Origin of the sequence: Paraburkholderia sp. SIMBA_030 (genome assembly GCF_046535245.1) — a bacterium.
Taxonomy (GTDB): domain Bacteria; phylum Pseudomonadota; class Gammaproteobacteria; order Burkholderiales; family Burkholderiaceae; genus Paraburkholderia.
This window is the reverse complement of record NZ_JAWRXB010000008.1, coordinates 327844-352167: the sequence shown is the minus strand read 5'-3', so window position 1 is coordinate 352167 and position 24324 is coordinate 327844. Positions and strand designations below refer to the sequence as shown.

The 24324-nt window shown below is 62.2% G+C and carries 19 protein-coding genes; 17 read left to right on the top strand and 2 right to left on the bottom strand.

Annotated elements, in window-relative coordinates; genetic code table 11:
- Window positions 1-140: 140 nt before the first annotated feature.
- Window positions 141-1334, bottom strand: a complete 1194-nt coding sequence (locus SB772_RS16595) for a M20 aminoacylase family protein (RefSeq protein ID WP_410834313.1) — start codon at window positions 1332-1334, stop codon at window positions 141-143.
- Window positions 1335-1513: 179 nt separating this feature from the next.
- Between SB772_RS16595 and SB772_RS16590 the strand changes: the two genes are divergently transcribed.
- Together SB772_RS16590 and SB772_RS16585 are read left to right on the top strand one after the other, a co-directional pair.
- A complete protein-coding gene (locus SB772_RS16590; RefSeq protein ID WP_410834312.1) occupies window positions 1514-3592 on the top strand; it encodes a molybdopterin-dependent oxidoreductase in 2079 nt (692 codons plus the stop codon).
- Between the two features lie 147 nt (window positions 3593-3739).
- A complete protein-coding gene (locus tag SB772_RS16585) occupies window positions 3740-5413 on the top strand; it encodes a long-chain fatty acid--CoA ligase (RefSeq protein ID WP_410834311.1) in 1674 nt (557 codons plus the stop codon).
- Window positions 5414-5606: 193 nt separating this feature from the next.
- Here the strand turns inward: SB772_RS16585 and SB772_RS16580 are convergent, their stop codons facing one another.
- A complete protein-coding gene (locus SB772_RS16580; protein ID WP_410834310.1) occupies window positions 5607-6809 on the bottom strand; it encodes a porin in 1203 nt (400 codons plus the stop codon).
- A gap of 301 nt (window positions 6810-7110) precedes the next feature.
- Between SB772_RS16580 and coq7 the strand changes: the two genes are divergently transcribed.
- The 15 genes from coq7 (at window position 7111) to ftsA (ending at window position 24229) form a co-directional block, all read left to right on the top strand.
- Window positions 7111-7743, top strand: a complete 633-nt coding sequence (gene coq7, locus SB772_RS16575) for a 2-polyprenyl-3-methyl-6-methoxy-1,4-benzoquinone monooxygenase (RefSeq protein WP_410834309.1) — start codon at window positions 7111-7113, stop codon at window positions 7741-7743.
- 411 nt (window positions 7744-8154) lie between these two features.
- Entirely contained in the window at window positions 8155-8583 is a 429-nt protein-coding gene (gene mraZ, locus SB772_RS16570) for a division/cell wall cluster transcriptional repressor MraZ (protein ID WP_073431291.1), read from the top strand.
- A gap of 15 nt (window positions 8584-8598) precedes the next feature.
- A complete protein-coding gene (rsmH, locus tag SB772_RS16565; protein ID WP_410834308.1) occupies window positions 8599-9552 on the top strand; it encodes a 16S rRNA (cytosine(1402)-N(4))-methyltransferase RsmH in 954 nt (317 codons plus the stop codon).
- Entirely contained in the window at window positions 9549-9899 is a 351-nt protein-coding gene (ftsL, locus tag SB772_RS16560) for a cell division protein FtsL (RefSeq protein WP_410834307.1), read from the top strand. Before rsmH ends, ftsL begins: the two co-directional genes overlap by 4 nt.
- Window positions 9896-11761 (top strand): peptidoglycan D,D-transpeptidase FtsI family protein, encoded by a 1866-nt coding sequence (locus tag SB772_RS16555; RefSeq protein WP_410834306.1) that lies wholly within the window; start codon window positions 9896-9898, stop codon window positions 11759-11761. The genes ftsL and SB772_RS16555 overlap by 4 nt, the downstream gene beginning before the upstream one ends.
- Entirely contained in the window at window positions 11758-13305 is a 1548-nt protein-coding gene (locus SB772_RS16550; protein ID WP_410834305.1) for a UDP-N-acetylmuramoyl-L-alanyl-D-glutamate--2,6-diaminopimelate ligase, read from the top strand. The genes SB772_RS16555 and SB772_RS16550 overlap by 4 nt, the downstream gene beginning before the upstream one ends.
- A complete protein-coding gene (locus SB772_RS16545; RefSeq protein ID WP_410834304.1) occupies window positions 13302-14714 on the top strand; it encodes a UDP-N-acetylmuramoyl-tripeptide--D-alanyl-D-alanine ligase in 1413 nt (470 codons plus the stop codon). The genes SB772_RS16550 and SB772_RS16545 overlap by 4 nt, the downstream gene beginning before the upstream one ends.
- A gap of 17 nt (window positions 14715-14731) precedes the next feature.
- A complete protein-coding gene (gene mraY / locus SB772_RS16540; RefSeq protein ID WP_410834303.1) occupies window positions 14732-15901 on the top strand; it encodes a phospho-N-acetylmuramoyl-pentapeptide-transferase in 1170 nt (389 codons plus the stop codon).
- A gap of 29 nt (window positions 15902-15930) precedes the next feature.
- On the top strand, window positions 15931-17445 hold the full coding sequence (gene murD, locus SB772_RS16535) for a UDP-N-acetylmuramoyl-L-alanine--D-glutamate ligase (protein ID WP_410834302.1): 1515 nt from the start codon (window positions 15931-15933) through the stop codon (window positions 17443-17445).
- The gene (gene ftsW / locus SB772_RS16530) at window positions 17442-18722 is read left to right on the top strand and encodes a putative lipid II flippase FtsW (protein WP_410834301.1); all 1281 of its coding nucleotides are present in this window, start codon (window positions 17442-17444) and stop codon (window positions 18720-18722) included. Before murD ends, ftsW begins: the two co-directional genes overlap by 4 nt.
- On the top strand, window positions 18719-19849 hold the full coding sequence (gene murG / locus SB772_RS16525) for an undecaprenyldiphospho-muramoylpentapeptide beta-N-acetylglucosaminyltransferase (protein WP_410834300.1): 1131 nt from the start codon (window positions 18719-18721) through the stop codon (window positions 19847-19849). Before ftsW ends, murG begins: the two co-directional genes overlap by 4 nt.
- Entirely contained in the window at window positions 19846-21249 is a 1404-nt protein-coding gene (gene murC, locus SB772_RS16520; protein ID WP_410834299.1) for a UDP-N-acetylmuramate--L-alanine ligase, read from the top strand. Before murG ends, murC begins: the two co-directional genes overlap by 4 nt.
- 1 nt (window position 21250) lies before the next feature.
- Window positions 21251-22192: a D-alanine--D-alanine ligase gene (locus SB772_RS16515; RefSeq protein WP_410834298.1), complete on the top strand. Its 942-nt coding sequence runs from the start codon at window positions 21251-21253 to the stop codon at window positions 22190-22192.
- Window positions 22193-22216: 24 nt separating this feature from the next.
- On the top strand, window positions 22217-22969 hold the full coding sequence (locus SB772_RS16510) for a cell division protein FtsQ/DivIB (RefSeq protein ID WP_410834297.1): 753 nt from the start codon (window positions 22217-22219) through the stop codon (window positions 22967-22969).
- A gap of 27 nt (window positions 22970-22996) precedes the next feature.
- Entirely contained in the window at window positions 22997-24229 is a 1233-nt protein-coding gene (gene ftsA / locus SB772_RS16505) for a cell division protein FtsA (protein ID WP_410834296.1), read from the top strand.
- The last annotated feature ends 95 nt before the right edge of the window (window positions 24230-24324 follow it).

Here is a 24324-nt window from a genome sequence, read left to right as displayed (position 1 = left end):
TCCTGCCCGGTCGAAGCGTATTTGCAATCAGGCCGTAGCCGTCAAACCGGCCGGTCAGTTCGCCGCCCCAGGTCACCACACCCCTACCGGTAGCGCGGCGGAAGGCGACGCATACATCGTCGCCTTACACTCAACGGCCCTTATTCTTGCGACAGGAATCGTTGCGCTAACCTGACCCAGTACGTCGATCCAATCGGTAACAGCTCATCGTTGAAGTCGTAGCTCGCGTTATGTAGCATGCACGGCCCGGCTCCGTGGCCGGAATCCCGATGGCCGCCGTCGCCATTGCCCAGAAATGCATAACAGCCCGGTTTCGCCAGCAGCATGAAGGAGAAATCCTCAGCGCCCATCGTCGGTTCAACTGCGTCGTCGACGTTTTCCGCTCCCACAATCTCCTTCATAATCGACGCCGCAAAGCGCGTTTCTTCGCTGCTGTTGATGGTCGGCGGATAGTTGCGATGGAAATGGATGTCGACGGAGCAATCATAGGCATCGGCGGTACTTTCCGCGATCTTGCGCATGCGCGCTTCGATCAAATCGAGTGTTTCGGTCGTGAAAGTTCGAACGGTGCCCGCAATCCACGCGTCGTTCGGAACGACATTGAGCGCGTCGCCGGTGTGAATCTGGGTGATCGACAGTACTGCGGTATCGAGTGGCTTCTTGTTGCGCGTGATGATGCTTTGCAAACCGTTCGCGATTTGCACAGCCGTAAATACCGGGTCACGGCCATTATGCGGTAGCGCAGCGTGCGACCCTACTCCTTTGATTTCAATGCGAAATTCGTTGCTCGATGCCATGATCGGGCCTTCGGTCACGCCGAAGTGGCCCGTCGGCATTCCCGGCCAGTTATGAATGCCGAACACCGCATCGACTGGAAACCTGGTGAACAGGCCATCGTCGATCATCGCCTGCGCGCCAGCGCCGCCTTCCTCCGCGGGTTGGAAAATGAAGACTATCGTGCCGTCGAAGTTGCAATGCTTTGCCAGATGCTGCGCTGCGCCGAGCAGCATCGCGGTGTGCCCGTCATGGCCGCACGCGTGCATTTTGCCGTCGTTACGCGAGCGGTGATCGAAGCCATTCAGTTCCTGAATCGGCAGCGCATCCATGTCAGCTCGCAGACCAATCGCGCGCGAACCGTTGCCGCGTTTCAATACGCCCACCACGCCTGTTTTGCCTAACCCGCGGTGCGTTTCGATGCCCCATGCCTCAAGGGTTTTGGCGACCAGATCTGCCGTTGCTGTTTCTTCGTAACGAAGCTCTGGGTGGGCATGAATCGTTCGTCGAAGGGTCTGAATTTCGCCGTGAGCGGTCTGGATTTCGGGGATCAGTTTCATGATGGGATGATGGTGCGCTTGTGCTTTGCTTTGCGTGGGATCGCTCGGGGCGATTTTGCCCGGGCACTGTGATAACCGATTCTACGCCGAAGGCATTTTTAGCGGCACCGCACCGGCTAACCGCCCGCCGACGTAAAATTCGAGATCGCTCCCACACCGCTCTCGTGAACCAATCGCCGATGAATGCTCCGACCGAATTCGCCCGTGCGGTGTGCCCGCACGACTGCCCTGATACTTGTGCGATGCGTGTGACCGTCGAAAGCGGCCGAGCGATCAAGGTTGTCGGCGATCCCGATCATCCGCCGACACAAGGCGCGCTGTGTACCAAAGTCAGTCGCTATGCCGAGCGCGTGCATCATCCGCATCGGCTGACGGCACCGATGAAGCGCGTCGGCAACAAGGGCGAAGGCCGCTTTGCACCGATCAGTTGGGACGAAGCATTCGAGTTGGCGGCCACGCGTCTATCCGAGATCGCTAGCCGCGCACCCGAAGCGATCCTGCCGTACAGCTATGCGGGCACGATGGGTCTGGTCCAGGGCGATAGCATTGCGCAACGGTTCTTTCATAAGCTCGGCGCGTCGCAGTTGGACCGTACGATCTGCGCGGCCGCCGGCGCGGCGGGACTGAAATACACCTACGGCGCAAGCCTCGGCATGCTCACCGAGTTTTTCGCCGAGAGTGAGCTCATCCTGATCTGGGGCTCGAATCCGATCGCGTCGAACCTGCATTTCTGGACACGCGCGCAGGAAGCCAAGCGTCGCGGTGCGCGTCTGATCGCGATCGATCCCTACCGCTCGCTGACGGCGGAAAAGTGTCATCAGCACATCGCCATTAAACCTGGCACCGACGGCGCTTTCGCGCTTGGCATGATAAACGTGCTAATCGCGGAGAACCTGCTCGATCACGCTTACATCGCGGCTCACACGTTGGGGTTTTCTGAACTGAAGGCCCGCGCACTCAGCTATCCACCGTCTCGCGTCGCTGAAATTTGTGGCGTCGACGAGCAGGTGGTTGTCGACCTTGCGCGCCTTTACGGCCGCACGAAGAAGGCCGCGATCAGAATGAACTACGGCCTGCAAAGGGTCCGTGGCGGTGGTAACGCGGTGCGTGCAATTGCTTGCCTGCCTTCGCTAACGGGCGCGTGGCGCGAGCGGGCGGGCGGTGTGTTGCTATCGTCGGCGGGATGGGCGCCGGTCAATTCGCACGCGCTGCAGCGTCCGGATCTGATGCCGGGCTGGCCGGCCAAAGCAGCGCGCATCATCAATATGAATGCGATCGGCGACGCGTTGCTGCATCCGGGCGACGCAGCGTTCGGTCCCAAGCTTGAAGCGGTTATCGTCTACAACTCAAATCCTGTAGCGGTTGCGCCGGATTCGGAGCGAGTCGCGGCTGGTTTCGCGCGCGAAGATCTGTTCACAATCGTCCTCGAACATTTTCAGACCGACACCGCGGACTACGCGGACCTGCTCCTACCTGCCACGACGCAACTCGAGCATCTCGATGTGCACAAGTCATACGGGCACACGCACGTGATGGTCAATCTGCCGGCCATTGCCCCGGTCGGCGACGCGCGCCCGAACACGGAGATTTTCCGTGGTATCGCGCGTCATATGGGATTGGAGGAGCCGGCGCTGTACGACAGTGACGAAACGGTCGCGCAAGCGGCATTCCGTTGGGACGACACAGCGCTAGAAGGCGTCGACTGGAATTCGCTGAAGGAAACGGGCTGGGCGAAGCTGAACCTGCCCGACGCGCCGTTCGCCGAAGGCGGCTTTCGAACGCCGTCTGGTAAATGCGAGTTTTTCAGTGAGCGCCTCGCGCAGCAGGGGCTAGATCCACTGCCTGATTATTTGCCACCCTACGAGTCGGCTGACGGCGCGCCGGAGCTCGCCGTACGTTATCCGTTGGCGATGATCTCACCGCCCGCGCGTAACTTTCTGAACAGCACCTTCGTGAATATCGAAAGCCTGCGCTCGACGGAAGGCGAGCCGCACCTGGACATTCACCCGGCCGATGCGCTGGCGCGAGAGATCGTCGACGGCGATCAGGTGCGTATTTTCAATGACCGCGGCTCGATGCAGGCGCGCGCCCGCGTCACCGACAAAGCGCGTGAAGGCCTCGTCGTAGGCCTGTCTATCTGGTGGAAGAAACTCGCACCCGATGGCCGCAATGCCAACCAGGTCACCAGCCAGGCCCTAACCGATCTCGGTGGCTCGGCCACCTTCTACGATTGCCTCGTCGAGGTCGAACGGGCGTGAAAAGCCACAAAGAATCGCACCGCCATTTGTCCACGACCGATTCGAGGCGTGCGTCTAACCCAGCCGCTTTTCGCGAATAGCACCAGACTCTGCATGCTACGATGCGTTTTTAGCACGACCATTCGAAAATAAACGAGGAGACACTGCATGGAAAAAATCTGGCTGAAATCTTATCCGCCTGGCATTCCGGCAGAGATCGACCCGACCCGTTATTCGTCCGTTGCCGAACTGCTTGAAGAAGCCTTTCGCGAGCATCGCGCCAAACCGGCGTTCGTCTGTATGGGCAAAGAGATCAGCTATGGCGTACTCGACACACTGTCGAGCAAGCTGGCCGCGTGGTTTCAGTCGATGGGCATTGTCCGTGGCGCGCGCATCGCGATCATGATGCCGAACGTACTGCAATATCCGGTTGCGATTGCCGCGATCTTGCGCGCGGGCTACGTGGTCGTGAACGTGAATCCGCTCTATACCCCGCGTGAGCTCGAGCATCAGCTCAAGGATTGCGGTGCGCAAGCGATCATCCTGCTCGAAAACTTCGCCATCACGCTGCAGGCGATTGTTCACAACACGTCGGTCAAGCACGTCGTTGTCGCCGCGATGGGCGATCTTATGGGGGTGAAGGGTGCAGTTGTGAACTTCGTCGTGCGGCGCGTGAAGAAGATGGTGCCGGCGTGGAGCCTGCCGGGGCACGTCAAGTTCAACACCGCGATCGCAGAGGGTGGACGTCAGAGCTTCAAACCGGTCAAGCAAGGTCCGGACGACATCGCGTTCCTGCAATACACGGGCGGTACGACCGGCGTGGCCAAGGGCGCAACGCTGTTACACCGGAACCTGATTGCTAACGTGTTGCAGTCGGAAATCTGGCTCGATCCGGTTCGCGCGAGCCGCACGGACATCGATCAATTCATCACCGTCGTCGCGTTGCCGCTTTATCACGTGTTTGCGCTGACGGTTTGCGGTCTGCTGACGATCCGTACTGGCGGTCTTGGCGTGCTGATTCCGAATCCGCGCGACGTCCCCGGCATGATCAAGTCGCTGCAAGGCTATCCGATTACAACGATTCCTGCCGTCAACACGCTGTATAACGCGCTTCTGAACAGTCCGGACTTCCACAAACTCGACTTTTCGAAGCTGATCGCCGCGAACGGTGGCGGCATGGCGGTGCAGGAAGCGGTGGCCAGGCGCTGGTACGAGCAGACGCATACGCCGATCATCGAGGGGTATGGTTTGTCGGAGACGTCGCCGTGCGTGACCTGCAATCCGGTCACCGTCACCGAATACAGCGGCACGATCGGCTTGCCGTTGCCGTCGACGGAAATCTCGATTCGCGACGACGAAGGCAACGAAGTGCCGCTCGGCCAGCCGGGTGAAATCTGCATCCGTGGCCCCCAGGTGATGGCAGGTTACTGGAACCGGCCGGACGAAACGGCGAAGGTCATGACGCCGGATGGCTTCTTCAAATCGGGCGACGTCGGCTTAATGAACGAAGGTGGCTTCGTCAAGATCGTCGACCGCAAGAAGGACATGATTCTGGTGTCCGGCTTCAATGTTTACCCGAACGAAATCGAGGATGTGGTTGCGAAGTTGCCGGGCGTGTTCGAAGTTGCTGCGGTCGGCGTGCCGGATCAGCACTCGGGCGAAGCGGTGAAGCTGTTCGTCGTGAAGAAGGACCAGGCGCTCACCGATGCGGACATCTTCGCGTACTGCAAGCAGCAGTTGACCGGCTACAAGCGGCCGAAGATCGTCGAATTCCGCACGGAACTGCCCAAGAGCAATGTCGGCAAGATTCTGCGCAGGGAGTTGCGCGACGGCCGGGCATAACAACACTGGCGCAAAGTAGTGCAGCTAAAGCAAAGCAACACTGCGCAACTCAGAAAAAAGCCCGGCAGACGAGAGTCTGCCGGGCCTTTTTTCTTTGAGCCGCCGCCTCGATACAAGCAAGCCAGCCGGCGCGCTTGCCATAAAAAAAGGCGCCCGAAGGCGCCTTTGAGGCAAACTGCTTTATTACGACTTATTAGAACTTGTGGCGAATGCCGACGCGAGCTGCGAACTGGTTCTGGTTCGACGAACCCGACAGGCCGTTGATGCCAGCCGTTGCGGCGGTCACCCCAGTGCCCGCCTGATTCAGCACTTCGCCGAGAGCGTGCTGGTACACACCGATCACGTACACGTCGGTACGCTTGGACAGGAAGTAGTCCACGCCAACCGAACCTTGGTGGTACTGGGCACGCGACGAGTTCTCGATGTCCGCGCCGCGCGTGTAATCGTATGCAGCACCGATCAGCAATGCCGGGGTCAACTGATACTTGAAGTTGAGTTCCGCATTGTTAAACGTAATCGATTGACCCCTGACCGACGGCTGTGCGAACGTCTTGCCCAGGTTTGCGAAACGGATGTTCGAGTACGTCAGGCCAACCGTTGCGGCGCCGAACGTGTATGCACCACCCGCACCGACTACCTGGTACGTGTTAGCCGAAGCGTAGCTGGCATAGATCGGCGACGTCACTGCGAAGTTGGCGGCGGCCGTCGGCGTGGCAAACGTGTTCGTTGCGATCGTGCCACCGTTGTTGAACAGGCCACCCGAAGCTGCCGGAGTGCGCGCGTTCAGGTAGCCAACACCCAGGACCAACGGACCGTTGTTGTAGCCACCGCCCAGCGACCAGATCTGGTTGCCGGTGAAGTTGCCTGCCTGGCCGCCGAAGCTATACGTGCCGCCGAACTTCAGGCCGTTGTAGTCCGCGCTCGTGTACTTGACCGTGTTGTTGGTGCGGTACGCGTTGTTGAAGTTGTCGATGTCGCCCGGGTGAGCAGCGATGTAGCCGCCCCACTGGTCGCCGGCTTCCAGCGGACCGACGTAGTCGACCACGGAGTCGTACTGACGACCCAGCGTGACCGCGCCGAACTGGCTCGACAGACCGACGTAAGCTTGACGGCCGAACATCAGGCCGCCTTGACCCAGCTTGCCGTTGTTCACGTCAAAGCCGTTTTCCAACACGAAGATTGCCTTCAGGCCACCACCGAGATCTTCCGTGCCGCGCAGGCCGAAACGCGAGCCTTGCAGAACACCGCTCGACAGGTTGTACAGGTGCTTGCCACCCGAATTGGTGTTGATGTTGAAGCCTTCGTCAATGATACCGTACAGGGTCACGCTGCTCTGAGCATGAGCGACGCCTGCAAATGCGCCCAGTGCTGCGAGAGCGAGAAGCGACTTTTTCATCGAATGATCTCCAAGGATTACGAATCTTTTGTACAAGGCGAATATTTATGTTGCGTTGAGGCCTTGCTGTCCAACTTCGCGAGAAGTTGCACGTAATGTAACAAAAGGCATACATGGCACAAAGAAAAAGGAGACGGCGAGGAAGGCTCCTGTTTCGTTTACGCAACATGGTCTAGAATGAGAAGTTGGCCGCCAGATTCGCTCGGATCCGAGGTTTTCGTGAGTGCGGTTTTGCGCTGCAAAGCCTTGTCGAGCAGACCTGTCAGCGCGGTGGGCGGTTGTCGAATTACAGGAGTGCTGCATGTTTCTGGACGAGTTGATCAGCGAGTTTGATCGGGGTTTACGCTCAATGACGGGTGTATCGCGGATGAGCCGTCCGTTGCCGGTTCCGCAAGAATCGGCGACGGAGGCCGCGGAGCTCTCGCCGGCCGAACGCGCGCACGCGGCCGCGTTGATGCGGGTGAACCACGTCGGCGAGGTGTGCGCCCAGGCGCTCTATCAGGCTCAGAAACTGGCTACGAAGTCGCCGTCTTTGCAGGCGCTTTTCAACCGCGCGGCGATCGAAGAAGAGGATCACCTGGCGTGGACTGCAAAGCGCCTCGAAGCGCTCGATTCGCGTCCTAGTCTGTTGAACCCGCTTTGGTATACCGGCGCGTTGGCAATCGGGCTTGCAGCAGGCCGCCTGGGCGATCGCGTCAGCCTCGGCTTCATGGCGGAAACCGAGCGCCAGGTGGAACAGCATCTGGATAGTCATCTGGATAAGCTGCCCGCGGCCGATCGTGAGTCGCGCGCGATTGTCGAGCAGATGCGTGTAGACGAAGTAGAGCACGGTAAATCAGCGATGGACGCCGGTGGCGTCGAGTTGCCGTTTCCAGTGCGCGCACTGATGCGCGCGGTGTCGAAGGTTATGACTCGTACGGCCTATTACATATAAGTTCGACCTGGAAATTCACGCCACCGCCTTGAAGTGGGACGGCGCCTCGAGCGCCGTCCTTCTAAAGCACCGAAACTTCCGCAAAACAGCCCCGATCCCGCTTCACGATCTCTTACATTCCGCGCCTTTCCCCCGCACTTTTCACGTATCACCTTCACAAGTTGCACTAGCTCATTCATTTATAACGGTTTTCCGTTTTATGTCTGACGTGAAGGAGTGGCGCTAAGTCCTTGTTCTAACAAACAAAATTCGCTCGAAAAGCGCGTATCTCCCTTGACCCCTGTTTAGCGTTCCTCTAAAGTGGGAGACAGTGTGAGAAAGTGTATTTTTGTGTGATCACTCAGGCGAATTCGGGTAGATTTTCACAGATCGGGCAGTCGGCGCTAAAGCGTCGTAAGAGGGGAGAGCGAAGTGTTCCAAGGGGCGTCGGCGCTGACGCTCGATGCGAAAGGGCGGATGTCGATTCCCTCTCGTTATCGGGATGCGCTGCAGACACAGGCAGAAGGCCGGGTGACGATCACCAAGCACCCGGACGGCTGCCTGTTGCTCTTTCCGCGCCCTGAATGGGAAATCTTCCGCGAGAAGGTTGGCAATCTGCCCATGAACGCGACCTGGTGGCGCCGCATTTTCCTCGGCAACGCAATGGACGTTGACATGGACGGCGCGGGTCGCGTGCTCGTGTCGCCGGAACTGCGCATGGCCGGCTCGCTGGAAAAAGAAGTGACCTTGCTCGGCATGGGACGTCACTTCGAGTTGTGGGACGCACAAACTTACGCCGCGAAGGAACAGGCGGCGATCGCCGAGGGCATGCCCGAAGCGTTAAAGAATTTCACGTTCTGATCGCGGCATACATATATGGCACCTGCGATGGGAAACGAATTGCAGCATCGCACGGTGCTGCTGGAAGAAGCGGTCAATGCGCTGGTCACACGCGCGGACGGCGTTTATGTGGACGGCACGTTCGGGCGCGGCGGTCATAGCCGGCTGGTGTTGGAGAGGTTGGGGGAAGCCGGGCGTCTGATCGCGTTCGACAAAGATCCGCTCGCCATCGCCACGGCTCAGCAGATTGCCGATTCGCGCTTCAGCATCGTGCACGAGAGTTTTGCTTCACTGCGTGACGCAATTGCGGAGCGCGGGATAGGGCGTGTATCGGGCGTTTTATTGGATCTGGGCGTGTCGTCGCCGCAAGTCGACGATCCGGGGCGGGGCTTCAGCTTCCGCGCCGACGGCCCGCTCGACATGCGGATGGACCCGACGCGCGGCGAGTCTGCTGCCGACTGGCTGGCGCGGGCCACGGTGCAGGAACTGACGGAGGTGATACGAGATTATGGGGAAGAACGGTTTGCTTTTCAGATTGCAAAGGCGCTTGTTGCTCGCCGGGCAGAGTCCGACCATCTTGGGCCTCTCGTCAGCACGGGCGAGCTTGCCCAAATCGTGGCTAACGTCGTCAAAACCCGTGAGAAGGGCAAGGATCCGGCAACCCGCACCTTTCAGGCTATACGGATTCACATCAATCAAGAGCTTGCGGAGTTGCAAGTCGTTTTAGAAGCAGCATTGTCGTTGCTGGAGCAAGGGGGGCGGCTGGTGGTCATCAGCTTTCATTCGCTCGAGGACCGGATCGTCAAACGATTCATGCAGGCGCACGCCAGTACGCCTGCGGTCGATCGCCGTCTGCCGATTCGCGCAGTCGATTTGCCGAGCCCCCCGCTCAAAATCATCGGCCGCGTGTTCGCAAGCGACGCTGAAGTCGCCGCGAACCCGCGCGCCCGTTCTGCCGTGATGCGTGTGGCGGAGCGGATCGCACCATGAATCGCCTCAATATCTTCCTGCTGATGATCGTGATGGGGTGCGCCTTGTCGGTTGTCAACGCCACCAATCAGCAGCGTCAGATCTTCATCCAGTTGCAGCGGGCTCAATCTCAGGAGCGCCAGTTGCAGCAGGACTATTCGCAGCTTCAATATCAGCAGAGCGCGCTGTCGAAGACCTCGCGCATCGAGCAGATCGCCACGGCCTCGCTGAAAATGCAGGCGGTGAGCACCGGTCGCACCCAATACCTGACGCTCGATCCGGGCGCAGTCAAGGCTGAAGACGCGCCGATCGCGACCTCCGGTCCGGCGTCGGCACCGCTCACGACCCGTCGCGGAGGCGCGCGATGAAAAAATCGTCGGCTCGCAAGAGCGTGCCCTTCTCGGCGAATCCGATCCTGTCGGTGCGCCTGCCGATGTGGCGCTCGAAACTCGTCGTCTTCCTGCTGTTCATGGCGTTCGTCGCGTTGGCCGCTCGCGCCTTCTGGATTCAGGGACCGGGCAACGCGTTCTATCTGAAGCAGGGTGAAATCCGCTATCAGCGCCGGCTCGAACTGCCGGCCACGCGCGGCAAGATTCTCGACCGTAACGGTCTCGTGCTCGCCACGAGTCTGCCGGTACGCGCCATCTGGGCGATTCCCGAATCGGTGCCGGACGATCTCGGCGCCGACAAGCTGACCGCGCTCGGCAAGCTGCTCGGCATGACCAATAAGGAACTGCGTGCCAAGCTGTCGGAAGACAAGACCTTTGTCTACGTGAAGCGCCAGGTGCCGGTCGACGTCGCCGCGCAGGTCACCGCGCTCGACATTCCCGGCATTTACGCACGCGACGAGTACAAGCGTTTCTATCCGGAAGGCGAGATCACGGCTCACCTGATCGGCTTCACGAACGTCGAAGACGAAGGCCAGGAGGGCGTCGAACTCGGCGACCAGAAGCTGCTGGCCGGCATGTCGGGCAGCCGCCGCGTGATCAAGGACCGGATGGGCCACATCATCGAAGATGTGGACGAACAGGTCGTGCCGCACAACGGTCAGGACGTCGATCTGTCGATCGACAGCAAGATCCAGTACATCGCGTACACGAACCTGAAAGCGGCCGTCGAGAAATTCAAGGCGAAAGCCGGTGCCGCGATGGTGATCGACGTGCGCACCGGCGAAGTGCTGGCGCTCGTCAATTACCCGACGTACAACCCGAACGACCGTTCGCACCTGACCGGCGATCAGCTGCGCAACCGCATCCTGACTGATACGTTCGAGCCTGGCTCGATCATGAAGCCTTTCACGGTGTCGCTCGCGCTCGATCTGCACCGCGTGACGCCGACTACACTGGTAGATACGGGGCCGGGCCGCTTTGTGCTCGACGGCGCGCCGATCACTGACGACAGCGCGTTCGGCGTGCTGACGGTGGGCGGTGTGATCCAGAAGTCGAGCAACATCGGCGCGACGAAGATCGCCATGCAGCTTAAGCCCGAAGAGATGTGGAACATGTATACCAGCATCGGTCTCGGCCAGGCGCCGAAGGTCGGCTTCCCAGGCGCGGCGGCGGGCCGTCTGCGTCCGTGGAAGAGCTGGCGCCGTATCGAGCAGGCGACCATGTCGTACGGCTACGGCCTGTCGGTGTCGCTGTTCCAATTGGGCCGCGCGTACACCGCGATCGCGCATGACGGCGAGATCATGCCGGTGTCGATTTTCCGCACGCCTGGCGATCAGCCGGCGACGGGGCCGCAAATCTTCGCGCCGACCACCGCCCGCGAAGTGCGCGCGATGCTCGAAACCGTGACGGCGCCGGGCGGCACGTCGCCGGATGCGGCCGTGCCGGGCTACCGCGTCGGCGGCAAGAGCGGTACCGCCTACAAGCACGGCGCTCACGGCTACGACCACTCTAAGTACCGTGCATCGTTCGTCGGCATGGCGCCGATGCCGAATCCGCGCATCGTCGTGGCAGTGTCGGTCGACGAACCGACGGCGGGCAGCCACTTCGGCGGTCAGGTGTCGGGTCCGGTGTTTTCGGCGATCGTCGGCGATACGCTGCGTTCGCTGAATGTGCCGCCGGATATGCCGGTCAAGCAGATGGTGGTGTCGAACGATTCGGCGCCTGCTGCGCCGGGCGCACCGCCCGCAGCCGCAACGGTGAAAAAACTCTCCACCAGCGATGGCGCGAAGAAAATGACGATCTCCGCCAACGCAAAAAGCCATCCCGGAGTGGTGCGATGAGCGCGCTGCGTAAGCAACATCCAGCGCACCGGCAGATTGCCGACGCATTGACCTGGCTGCACGCGCGCGTGCAGCCAGGCGCACATCTGCACGCCGACACGCGCTCGCTTGCCGCGGGCGACGCGTTTTTCGCGTACGCAGTCGACGGAGCGGACAACCGCCCGTTCATCGACGGCGCGATCGAGCGTGGCGCGGCAGCGGTGCTGGTTCAGCCGGAAGGTTTCGGCGGCACGATCGATCCGTCTACGACATTGGCCGTACCGGTGCTGAACGAGCTGGCAGGCTCGATCGCGAGCGCCTGGTATAACGATCCGAGCGACGCGATGCTGGTCGTCGGCGTCACCGGCACCAACGGCAAGACCTCGTGCAGTCAATGGATCTCCGCGGCGCTGACCGCGCTCGGCACGCGTTGCGCGATCATCGGCACGCTCGGCACCGGTCTGCCGGGCCAACTCGTCCACACCGGCTTCACGACGCCCGACGCGCCGCAACTTCAGCGCAGTCTCGCGCAGTTGCGCGACACGGGTGCTCAGGCAGTAGCGATGGAAGTGTCGTCGCATGCGTTGCATCAAGGCCGTGCGAACGGCACCGCGTTCGACATCGCCGTGTTCACGAATCTCACGCAAGACCACCTCGACTATCACGGCACGTTCGACGCCTACGAAGCCGCAAAGGCGCACCTGTTCGCGTGGCCGGAGCTGCGTGCCGCGGTGATCAACCGCGACGATGCAGCCGGCCGGCGCCTGCTCGCCAGCACGCAAGGCCATGCGCGCACGATCGCGTACGGGCTCGACGACACGCTGCAGGACGTGCCGCACGCCGACGCGTTGCTGCTCGCATCGAACGTCCGCGCCACGGCCACCGGCACGGCGTTTCATCTGACTACATCCGATTGGGGCAACGCCGAAGTCGAAGTGCAAACGCTCGGCGCGTTCAACGTCAGCAATCTGCTCGGCGTGCTCGGCGCGCTGCTCGCCGCCGAGGTGCCGTTCGAAGCAGCGCTCGCCGAGCTGGCGAAGCTCGAGCCGGTGAACGGCCGCATGCAGCGTCTGGGCGGCCGCTTGCAGAACGACGAACCGCTCGTCGTGATCGATTACGCGCACACGCCAGACGCGCTGGAAAAGACTCTCGAAGCATTGCGCCCGATGGCGGCAGCACGGGGCGGCGAACTCATCTGCATGTTCGGCTGCGGCGGCGACCGCGACGCGACCAAGCGTCCGCTGATGGGCGCGATTGCCGAGAAGCTCGCTGACGGCGTCGTCGTGACCAGCGACAACCCGCGCAGCGAAGATCCGCACGCGATCATCGAACAGATTGCCGCCGGCATGAAAGACGCGTCGAAGGCGCGCTGCATCGAGGACCGCGCGAGCGCGATCCTGCAGGCGATCCGCGGCGCCGCGCGCGAAGACGTCATCGTGCTGGCCGGCAAGGGGCACGAAGCAACACAGGAAATCATGGGTAAGAAACGCGCTTTCTCCGATCAGGACCACGCGCGCCTCGCGCTCGCCGCGCGGGCTACGCACGCACGCGGAGGTGGCGAATGACGATGTTCTCGCTGCGCGAAGCCGCCGCGCTGATCCCTGGCGCTACCGTACTCGGTGACGACGCCGTCACATTCGAGCGCGTCTCGACCGATAGCCGCAGCGCCGGTCCGGGCGATCTGTTCGTCGCGATCAAGGGTGAGCGTTTCGACGCGCACGACTTCCTGCCGGAAGTGGCCTTGCGCAACGTCACGGCCGCGTTGGTCACGCGGGTTCCCGACGACTGGCGCGTGCCCGCCTTGCGTGTGGCCGATACGCGCGTCGCATTGGGCGCCCTTGCACGCGGCTGGCGTCGCAAGGTCAGCATGCCGCTCGTCGCGGTGACGGGCAGCAACGGCAAGACCACGGTCAAGGAAATGATCGCGTCGATCTTCGCTGCTGCGGTGGGCGCGGATGCTCGCCTCGCGACCGCGGGCAATTTCAACAACGACATTGGCTTGCCGCTGACGCTGTTCCGTCTGCACGCCGCGCATCGCCTGGCGGTGGTCGAACTCGGTATGAACCATCCGGGTGAAACGTCGTTGCTGGCGAAGATCGCCGAGCCCACCGTCGCGGTAGTGAACAACGCGCAGCGCGAGCATCAGGAATTCATGGCGACCGTCGAAGCGGTCGCGCTCGAACATGCGAGCGTGATTCACGCGCTGTCCCCTGAAGGCGTCGCCGTGTTCCCGGCTGACGACGCATACGCAAGCATCTGGCGCGTTGCGGCGACCGGCAACCGGATCGTCGACTTCGCTTTGAATTCCGATGAGCGCGTCACCGAAGCTGCCGTAACAGGCACGTTCGCAGGCAACGTTCTGAGCATCGACACGCCGGAAGGCCACCTCGTTCTCACGCTGCAAGTGCTCGGCAACCACAACGCCCACAACGCGTTGGCCGCGACCGCAGCCGCGCTCGCCGCAGGCGTTTCGCTCGACGCGATCAAACGCGGCCTCGAATCGTTCGGCGCGGTGAAAGGCCGTTTGCAGGTCAAGCGCGCGGCGCTCGGCACGCTCGCCGGCGCAACCGTGATCGACGACACCTACAACGCGAATCCCGACTCGATGCGCGCCGCGATCGACGTGCTCGCGTCGCAAGCGTCGCCGCGCGTGCTGGTGATGGGCGACATGGGCGAGGTTGGCGACAACGGTCCGGCGTTTCACCGCGAAATCGGTGCATACGCGAAAGAACGCGGTATCGACGCGCTGTACGCACTGGGCGACGCCTCGCGCGACGCCTGCGCCGCGTATGGCGCGGGCGCGCATCACGTCGCCGATGTCGGCACGCTGGTCGCGCAATTGCAGCAGGCCGGTTTCGGTCCCGCTGCAACGCTTCTCGTGAAAGGCTCGCGCTTCATGCAAATGGAGCGCGTGGTGGACGCCGTAACGAGTCCACAACCCAACGCAGCGGGCAATGCGCCCGCTGCACATTGAAATAGAAGGACCGAAGCATGCTACTGGCGCTGGCGCAATGGCTGCAGAATGACGCAAGCTTCTTGCGCGTGTTCAGTTATCTGACTTTCCGTGCGGTGATGGCAACCATCACCGCGCTGCTGATCGGGCTCGTCTGCGGCCCGTGGGTGATCCGCAAGCTGACCGCGATGAAGGTCGGCCAGGCCGTTCGCAAAGACGGTCCGCAAACGCACCTCGTCAAATCCGGTACGCCGACGATGGGCGGCGTGCTGATTTTGCTGGGTATCGCAGTGGCGACGCTGCTGTGGGCCGATCTGACCAACCGTTTCATCTGGATCGTGATGCTTGTCACATTCGGCTTCGGCGTGATCGGCTGGGTCGACGATTACCGCAAGGTGGTCTACAAGGACCCGCGTGGTATGTCGTCGCGCGAAAAGTACTTCTGGCAATCGGTGATCGGCTTGTTCGCCGCGGTTTATCTGGCGTTCAGCGTGTCCGAAGCCAGCAATGTGCGCGTGTTCGACCTGTTCATGGCATGGGTGCGCAGCGGCTTGTCGATGGGCTTGCCGGCGAGTGCCGACCTGATGCTGCCGTTCGTCAAATCGATCAGCTATCCGCTCGGCGTGTGGGGCTTCATCGTCCTGACGTATCTGGTGATCGTCGGCGCAAGCAACGCGGTCAATCTCACCGACGGTCTCGACGGCCTCGTGATCATGCCGGTCGTGCTGGTCGGCGCGTCGCTCGGGGTGTTCGCGTATGTGATGGGCAGCTCGGTCTACTCGAAGTACCTGCTGTTTCCGCATATCGCCGGCGCCGGCGAACTGCTGATTTTCTGTTCGGCGATGGGCGGGGCGGGGCTCGCGTTTCTGTGGTTCAACACGCACCCTGCGCAGATGTTCATGGGCGACGTCGGCGCGCTGGCGCTGGGCGGCGCGCTCGGCACCGTCGCGGTGATCGTGCGTCAGGAAATCGTGCTGTTCATCATGGGCGGCATTTTCGTCGCGGAGACGCTCTCCGTGATGTTGCAGGTTACGTGGTTCAAGTTCACCAAGCGCCGCTTCGGCGAAGGGCGGCGGCTCTTCAAGATGGCGCCGCTGCATCACCATTTTGAATTGTCGGGCTGGAAGGAAACGCAGGTGGTCGTGCGTTTCTGGATCATCACGCTGATGTTGTGTCTGTTCGGTTTGTCCACGCTCAAGTTGCGTTAAGAAGTTGCAGGATTAAAGGGAAGCAAGCGATGTTTGGCGAGAAGTTTCGGGATCGGCAAAAGCCGATGGTGCTCGTGCTGGGACTCGGTGAATCCGGTCTCGCGATGGCGCGCTGGTGTGCGCGGCACGGCTGTCGGCTTCGTGTGGCCGATACGCGCGAGGTGCCGCCGAACCTGTCCGCGCTGGAAGCGCGCGGCGTCGATGCCGAGTTCATCGGCGGCCCGTTTTCGCCGGTACTGCTCGACGGCGTCGAACTGGTTGCGATCAGCCCGGGTTTGTCGCCGCTCGCCGCCGATCTGCTGCCGCTGATCAGCGCTGCACGTGAGCAGGACATCCCCGTGTGGGGCGAACTCGAGTTCTTCTCGCAAGCACTGAAGACGCTCCGCGAAAGCGGTTACGCGCCGAAGGTGATTGCGATCACCGGCACCAACGGCAAGACGACGACGACGAGCCTGACCGGCCTGCTGTGCGAACGCGCCGGCAAGAAGGTCGCGGTGGCGGGCAACATCAGTCCGGCCGCGCTGGACAAGCTGACCGAAGCGATCGACAACACCGCATTGCCCGACGTGTGGGTTCTGGAACTGTCCAGCTTCCAGCTGGAAACTGCGCACACGTTTACTCCGGACGCAGCGGTCGTTCTGAACATCACGCAAGATCACCTGGATTGGCACGGCGGCCTCGATGCGTACGCTGCTGCGAAGGGCCGCATCTTCGGTACACAAACCGTGCGTGTGCTGAACCGCGACGACGCGCGCGTGATGGCGTTCGCGCCGTCCGGGGGCGGCGACGCGGCGATGATCACGTTTGGCGTGACCGAGCCGAAGAACGACGGCGACTACGGTTTGCTGCGCGATAACGGCATCGTCTGGCTGGTCGAGGCGCACGATCGCGACACAAGCGAGGAGCCCGCGCCGACGCGCCGACGCAAGCATGAAGTGAGCGCAGCGCCGGACATCGCGCTCAAGCGCCTGATGCCCGCCGACGCCTTACGTATTCGCGGTCTGCACAATGCCGCTAACGCGCTGGCCGCGTATGCGTTGGCGCGCGCGATCGGTCTGCCTGGCGCGCCGCTCCTGCACGGCTTGCGCGAATACCGCGGCGAGCCGCATCGGGTCGAATTGATCGCATCGATCGAAGGCATCGATTACGTCGACGACAGCAAGGGCACCAACGTCGGCGCGACCGTTGCCGCGCTCGACGGCCTCGCGCAGCGCGCGGTGCTGATCGCCGGCGGCGACGGCAAGGGTCAGGATTTCGATCCTCTCGCCGAGCCGGTGATGCGCTGGTGCCGCGCCGTGATGCTGATCGGCCGGGATGCGCCGCAGATTCGCGCCGCGCTGGAACACACCGGCATCGCGCTGACCGATCACGCGACGCTCGAAGAAGCCACGCGTGCGGCTACAGCGCTGGCGCAACCGGGCGACGCCGTGCTGCTGTCGCCGGCCTGCGCGAGCTTCGACATGTTCAAGGATTACGCGCATCGTGCGGCGGTGTTCCGCAGCACGGTGGAAGACATCGCTGCCGAACGGGGGACGATGATATGAGCTGGTCGGAACGTTTCGGTTCGCGCCTCGCCGGCTCCCGTGCCGGTCAAGGCGACGCAGGCAGCACCGGCCGCGCGTCTGGCCGCACCGGCGGCAGCGGTCTATCGAGCGCCGTCAACGGCGTGCGTCCGCTGCGTTCGCGGATGCTCGACTACGATCACTCGCTGGTATGGGTGGTCGTCGCGTTGCTGGGTCTTGGTGTCGTGATGGTGTATTCGGCATCGATCGCGATGCCCGATTCGCCGAAGTACGCGTCGTATCGCGACTACGCGTTCCTCGTGCGCCAGATCGTCTTCGTGGTGATGGGCTCGGTGATTGGCGTCGCGTCGTTCCGCATTCCGATCTCGACGTGGGACAAGTACGCGCCGAAGCTCTTCCTGATTTCGCTGGTCGCGCTGGTGATCGTGCTGATCCCGCACGTCGGCAAGGGTGTGAACGGCGCGCGCCGCTGGATTCCGCTCGGCATCACGAACATGCAGCCGTCGGAAATCATGAAGCTTGCCGTGACGATCTACGCGGCGAACTACACGGTGCGCAAACAGGAATACATGCACAGCTTCGCCAAGGGCTTTCTGCCGATGGCGGTCGCGGTGGGGCTCGTCGGCGCGTTGCTGCTGCTCGAGCCGGACATGGGCGCGTTCATGGTGATCGCCGCAATCGCGATGGGCGTGCTGTTCCTCGGCGGCGTGAACGGCAAGCTGTTCGGTGGTCTCGTGGCGACCGCGGTGGGCACGTTCAGCTTGCTGGTGTGGGCGTCGCCGTGGCGTCGCGAGCGGATCTTCGCTTACCTCGATCCGTGGGACGACCGTTACGCGCAGGGCAAGGCTTATCAATTGACGCACTCGCTGATCGCTTTCGGGCGCGGCGAGTGGTTCGGCGTGGGTCTCGGCGGCAGTGTCGAGAAGCTCAACTATCTGCCGGAAGCGCATACCGATTTCATCCTCGCGGTGATCGGCGAGGAACTCGGTTTTGTCGGCGTGCTGGTCGTGATCCTGATGTTCTACTGGATCGTGCGCCGTTCGTTCGAGATCGGCCGTCAGGCGCTCGCGCTCGACCGCACGTTTGCGGGATTGGTGGCGAAGGGCGTCGGCATCTGGTTCGGCGCGCAGACCTTCATCAACATGGGCGTGAACCTCGGCTTGCTGCCGACCAAAGGTCTCACGTTGCCGCTCGTCAGCTACGGCGGTTCGGGCATCGTGCTGAACTGCGTCGCGGTGGCCGTTTTGATGCGTGTCGATTATGAGAATCGGGTGTTGATGCGCGGAGGCAAAGTATGACCGCTCTGCCGCAACGCACGCTGATGGTGATGGCCGGCGGCACCGGGGGGCACGTGTTCCCGGGGCTCGCGGTCGCGCACCTGATGCAGGCGTGGGGCTGGAAGGTCGTCTGGCTCGGCAACCCGGCCGGCATGGAAGCGACGCTGGTGCCGAAGCACGGTATTCCGATGGAATACGTGCGCTTCGGCGGTTTGCGCGGCAAAGGCATGAAAACCAGGCTGATGCTGCCGTTGAATCTGCTGCGCGCCTGCATGCAAAGCTTGAGCGTGCTGCATCGCGTGAAGCCGGACGTCGTGCTCGGCATGGGCGGCTACATCACGTTCCCCGCAGGTCTGATGACCGCGCTGAGCGGCCGGCCGCTGGTGCTGCATGAACAGAATTCGATTGCGGGTCTGGCGAACAAGGTGCTCGCGAAAGTCGCCAAACGCGTGCTGGTTGCGTTCCCGAACGCGCTGCCGCACGGCGAATGGACCGGAAACCCGATTCGCGCGGAACTTGCACGCGCAATTGCACCCAAAGCACGCTACGCGCAGCGCAGCGGTCCGCTGAATGTACTGGTCTTAGGCGGCAGTCTGGGCGCGGCGGCGTTGAATGAAGTGGTGCCGCGCGCGGTCGCGCTGCTCTCGCCGAACGAACGTCCGCACATCGTGCATCAGGCGGGCGCGAAGCATATTGAAGCGCTGCGTGAGAACTACGCGGCAGCGGGTTTGCAAACCGCTGACGGTGAGCATCCCGACGTGGAACTCGTGCCGTTCATCGACGACATGACGAGCGCCTACGCGAAAGCCGATCTGGTGATCTGCCGTTCGGGCGCGATGACGGTGTCGGAGATTTCAGCGGTGGGAGTGGCGGCGTTTTTCGTGCCGTTCCCATTTGCAGTAGACGATCACCAAACAACTAATGCAGCGTTTCTCGCCGACAGCGGCGGGGCGCTGGTCGTGCAGCAACGCGATCTGTCGGCGGATAAGCTCGCCAGCTGGTTGCGCAGCCAGACGCGAGAGACTCTCGCGGAGATGGCGGAGCGTTCGCGCTCGCTCGCGAAACCCGACGCCACCGAACAGGTCGCACAGATTTGCGCGACCGTGGCGGGTTGGACCCCGAGCCCGAGCCTGGAAGGAAAGCAATGAAACACATCGTCAAACACATTCATTTTGTCGGCATCGGCGGTGTCGGCATGAGCGGCATCGCAGAGGTGCTGGTCAATCTCGGCTATCAGGTGAGCGGCTCGGATCTCACGAGCAATCCGGTCACCGATCGCCTCGCCGCGCTCGGCGCGCGCATCGCTATCGGCCACGCGGCGGAGAACATCGAGGGTGCGAATGCGGTGGTCGTCTCGACGGCAGTGCGCAGCGACAACCCGGAAGTGCTGGCGGCACGTCATCGCCGGATTCCGATCGTGCCGCGCGCGGTGATGCTCGCGGAACTGATGCGCCTGAAGCAGGGCATCGCGATTGCCGGCACGCACGGTAAGACCACCACCACCTCGCTGGTGGCGAGCGTGCTGGCGGCTGGCGGCCTCGATCCGACTTTCGTGATCGGCGGCCGCTTGATCAGTGCGGGCGCGAATGCGCGTCTGGGCACGGGCGACTTCATCGTCGCCGAAGCGGACGAGTCGGATGCGTCGTTCCTGAATCTGTTCCCGGTAATCGAAGTCATCACGAACATCGACGCCGATCACATGGACACCTATGGCCACGACTTCGCGCGGCTCAAGCAGGCGTTCATTGAATTCACGCACCGTTTGCCGTTCTACGGCATCGCGGTGCTGTGCGTCGACGATCCGAACGTGAAGGAGATCCTGCCGTTCGTGTCGAAGCCGATCATCCGCTACGGCTTCGCGCCGGATGCGCAGGTGCGCGCGGTCAACGTCGAAGCACGCGGCGGCAAGATGCATTTCACGGCAATGCGCGAAGACGCGCCGCCGATCGACATCGTGCTGAACCTGCCCGGCGAGCACAACGTGCAGAATGCCTTGGCCGCGATCGCAATTGCGACTGAACTTGAAGTGAAAGATGCCGATATCCAGCGAGCGCTGGCGGATTTCCACGGCGTGGGCCGGCGCTTTCAGCGCTATGGCGAAGTGCCGGTCGTGTCGGAAGGCAAGGCCGCCGGCGCGTACACGCTGGTCGACGACTACGGCCATCACCCGGTCGAAATGGCGGCGACGGTGGCGGCGGCGCGCGGTGCGTTTCCGGGGCGGCGTCTGGTGCTGGCATTCCAGCCGCACCGCTTCACGCGCACGCGCGATTGCTTCGAAGATTTTGTGAAGGTGCTGTCGACGGTCGACGCGCTTGTGCTGACCGAGGTCTATTCAGCGGGTGAAGCGCCGATCGTCGCCGCTGACGGCCGTGCCTTGGCGCGCGCGCTGCGCGTCGCGGGCAAGGTTGAGCCGGTGTTCGTCGATACGGTGGATGAAGTGCCGGATGCGCTCTCAGCAGTGGTGCGCGACGGCGATGTGGTGATCACGATGGGCGCGGGTTCGATCGGCGGTGTGCCGGGACGCCTCGCGCAAGAAACGAAGGTATGAGATGAGCGGCATCGATCCAAAACAATTCGGCAAAGTGGCAGTGCTGCTCGGTGGCGATTCCGCCGAGCGCGAGGTGTCGCTCAATTCCGGCCGCCTCGTGCTGCAAGGTCTGCGCGACGCCGGCATCGACGCGCATCCGTTCGATCCGGCCGAGCGTCCGCTTTCCGCGTTGAAGGATGAAGGCTTCGTACGCGCGTTCAACGCGCTGCACGGCGGCTACGGCGAAAACGGCCAGATTCAGGGCGCGCTCGATTTCTACGGTATCCGTTACACAGGGAGCGGCGTGCTCGGTTCGGCACTCGGTCTCGACAAATTCCGCACCAAGCTCGTGTGGCAGCAACTCGGTATTCCGACACCGTCGTTCGAAGCCGTGTTGCGTGGTGACGACTACGAATCACGCGCGAAAGACATCGTCGCGAAGCTCGGCTTGCCGCTGTTCGTGAAGCCGGCCAGCGAAGGTTCGAGCGTCGCCGTGATCAAGGTGAAAAATGCCGACGCATTGCCGGCGGCGCTGATCGAAGCGGTGAAGTACGACAAGATTGTCGTGGTCGAAAAGAGTATTGAAGGCGGTGGCGAATACACCGCGTGCATCGCCGGCGATCTGGATCTGCCGGTGATCCGCATCGTGCCGGCCGGCGAGTTCTACGACTACCACGCGAAGTACATCGCCAACGACACGCAGTACCTGATTCCGTGCGGCCTGGAATCAGACGAGGAAGCGCGTCTGAAAGTGCTGGCGCGCCGCGCATTCGACGTCCTCGGCTGCACCGATTGGGGCCGCGCGGATTTCATGCTCGATGCACAGGGCAACCCGTATTTTCTCGAAGTGAACACAGCGCCTGGGATGACCGATCACTCGCTGCCGCCGAAGGCGGCGCGTGCGGTGGGCATCAGCTACCAGGAACTGATTGTCGGCGTGTTGGCGCTGACGCTGAAGGACTAACCGGGACAACCCGAAAGCAACACCATGTGGAACAACGTTCGCCAGCTCAATCTCACCTCCAATGCATTGCATGCGTTGCTGGTTCTCGTGCTGCTGGCGGCGGGCGGTTACTGGCTGATCCAGCGCCCGAGTTTCGCGCTGCGCGAAATCCAGATCGATGGCGACACCGAGCACATCAATTCGCCGACGGTGCGCGCCGGTGTAGTAGGGCGGTTGAAGGGTAACTTTTTTACGGTGGATCTCGACGTCGCACGGCAGGCGTTCGAGCAGATGCCGTGGGTGCGTCACGCGAGCGTGCGGCGCGTCTGGCCGAATGCACTAGCTGTCACGCTTGAAGAGTACAAACCGCTGGGAACGTGGGGCAGCGATCAGCTGGTCAGCGTCGACGGCGAGCTGTTCACCGCGAACCAGGGCGAGCTCGAAGAAGAGTTGCCCGCGTTCGACGGCCCGGACGGCACGGCAAAAGAAGTTGTCGCGCGTTATCGCGACTTCAGGAAGTGGTTTGCGCCGCTGGGCGCGACGCCGGACGAAGTGACACTGTCGCCGCGCTACGCATGGACGGTGAAGCTGTCGAACGGCATGCAGGTGGAACTTGGGCGCGAACGCAATCAGGACACGCTGCTCGATCGCAGCAAGCGCCTGACCGCGGCGTGGAACGCGGTGACGCAACGTTGGGGAAAGGACATCGAGTATGCGGACTTGCGCTATCCGAACGGTTTCGCGATTCGTGCCGCAGGCATGCGCTTTATCAGCGAACCCGACAAGGGCAAGAAGTAAACGGACATCACACGCAATGAGCACGCTATGAGTAAAGACTATAAAGATCTGCTGGTCGCCCTCGACATTGGGACGTCGAAGGTAGTGGCCATTGTCGCCGAACTGAAAGGCGAAGGTCACTACGAGGTGATCGGACTCGGCCAGAGCGAATCGAAGGGGCTCAAGAAAGGCGTCGTGGTGAACATCGAGGCCACCGTGCAGTCCATTCAGCGTGCGCTCGAAGAAGCCGAGCTGATGGCCGACTGCAAGATTACCAACGTATTTACCGGGATCGCCGGCAGCCATATCCGCAGCTTCAATTCGAGCGGCATGGTGGCGATCAAGGAGAAAGAAGTCACGCAGACGGATGTGGCGCGCGTGATTGAAACGGCCAAGGCGATCAACATCCCGACCGATCAGCAGGTGCTGCATATCCTGACGCAGGAATTCATTATCGACGGTCAGGAAGACGTGCGCGAGCCGATCGGCATGAGCGGCATCCGGCTGGAAGTGAAGGTGCACATCGTGACCGGCGCGGTGAGTGCGGCGCAGAACATCGTCAAGTGCGTGCGCCGTTGCGGGCTCGAAGTGAACGATCTGATCTTGCAGCCGCTGGCGTCGTCGCTGGCGGTGCTGACGGAAGACGAAAAGGAACTGGGCGTGGTGCTGGTCGATATCGGCGGCGGCACGACGGACATCGCGATTTTCAGCGAAGGCGCGATTCGCCACACGGCAGTGATTCCGATCGCCGGCGACCAGATCACCAGCGACATCGCGATGGCCTTGCGTACGCCGACGCCGGATGCGGAAGACATCAAGGTCGATTACGGCATTGCCAAGCAGGCGCTGGCCGATCCGGACGAGATGATCGAAGTGCCGGGGCTGGGCGAGCGCGGTCCGCGCACGCTGTCGCGCCAGGCGCTGGCGGCGGTGGTCGAGCCGCGTGTCGAAGAACTGTTTTCACTCGTGCACCAAGTGGTGCGCGAGTCGGGTTACGAGGAACTGCTGAGCTCCGGCGTGGTGCTGACCGGCGGCGCGTCGATGATGCTCGGCATGGTCGAACTCGGCGAGGACATTTTCCTGAAGCCGGTGCGCATCGGCGTGCCGGAATACGCGGGCGGTCTCGCGGACGTGGTGCGTAACCCGCGTTACTCGACGGCGATGGGCCTGCTCGTCGAAGGGCGCTCGCAACGGATGCGCGGCCGCAAGGTCGCGGTGCAGTCGGGGTCGATGGGTCAGGTCTTCACGCGAATGAAAGACTGGTTCCTCGGCAACTTCTAACGAATTCGCTTTTGAACGGTTTCACGTAAACACGCGCCGGTGCCGGCGGCTGGCGCGCGACAGGGGGTTGCCCGATCTCCTGCCGAATAACGGCC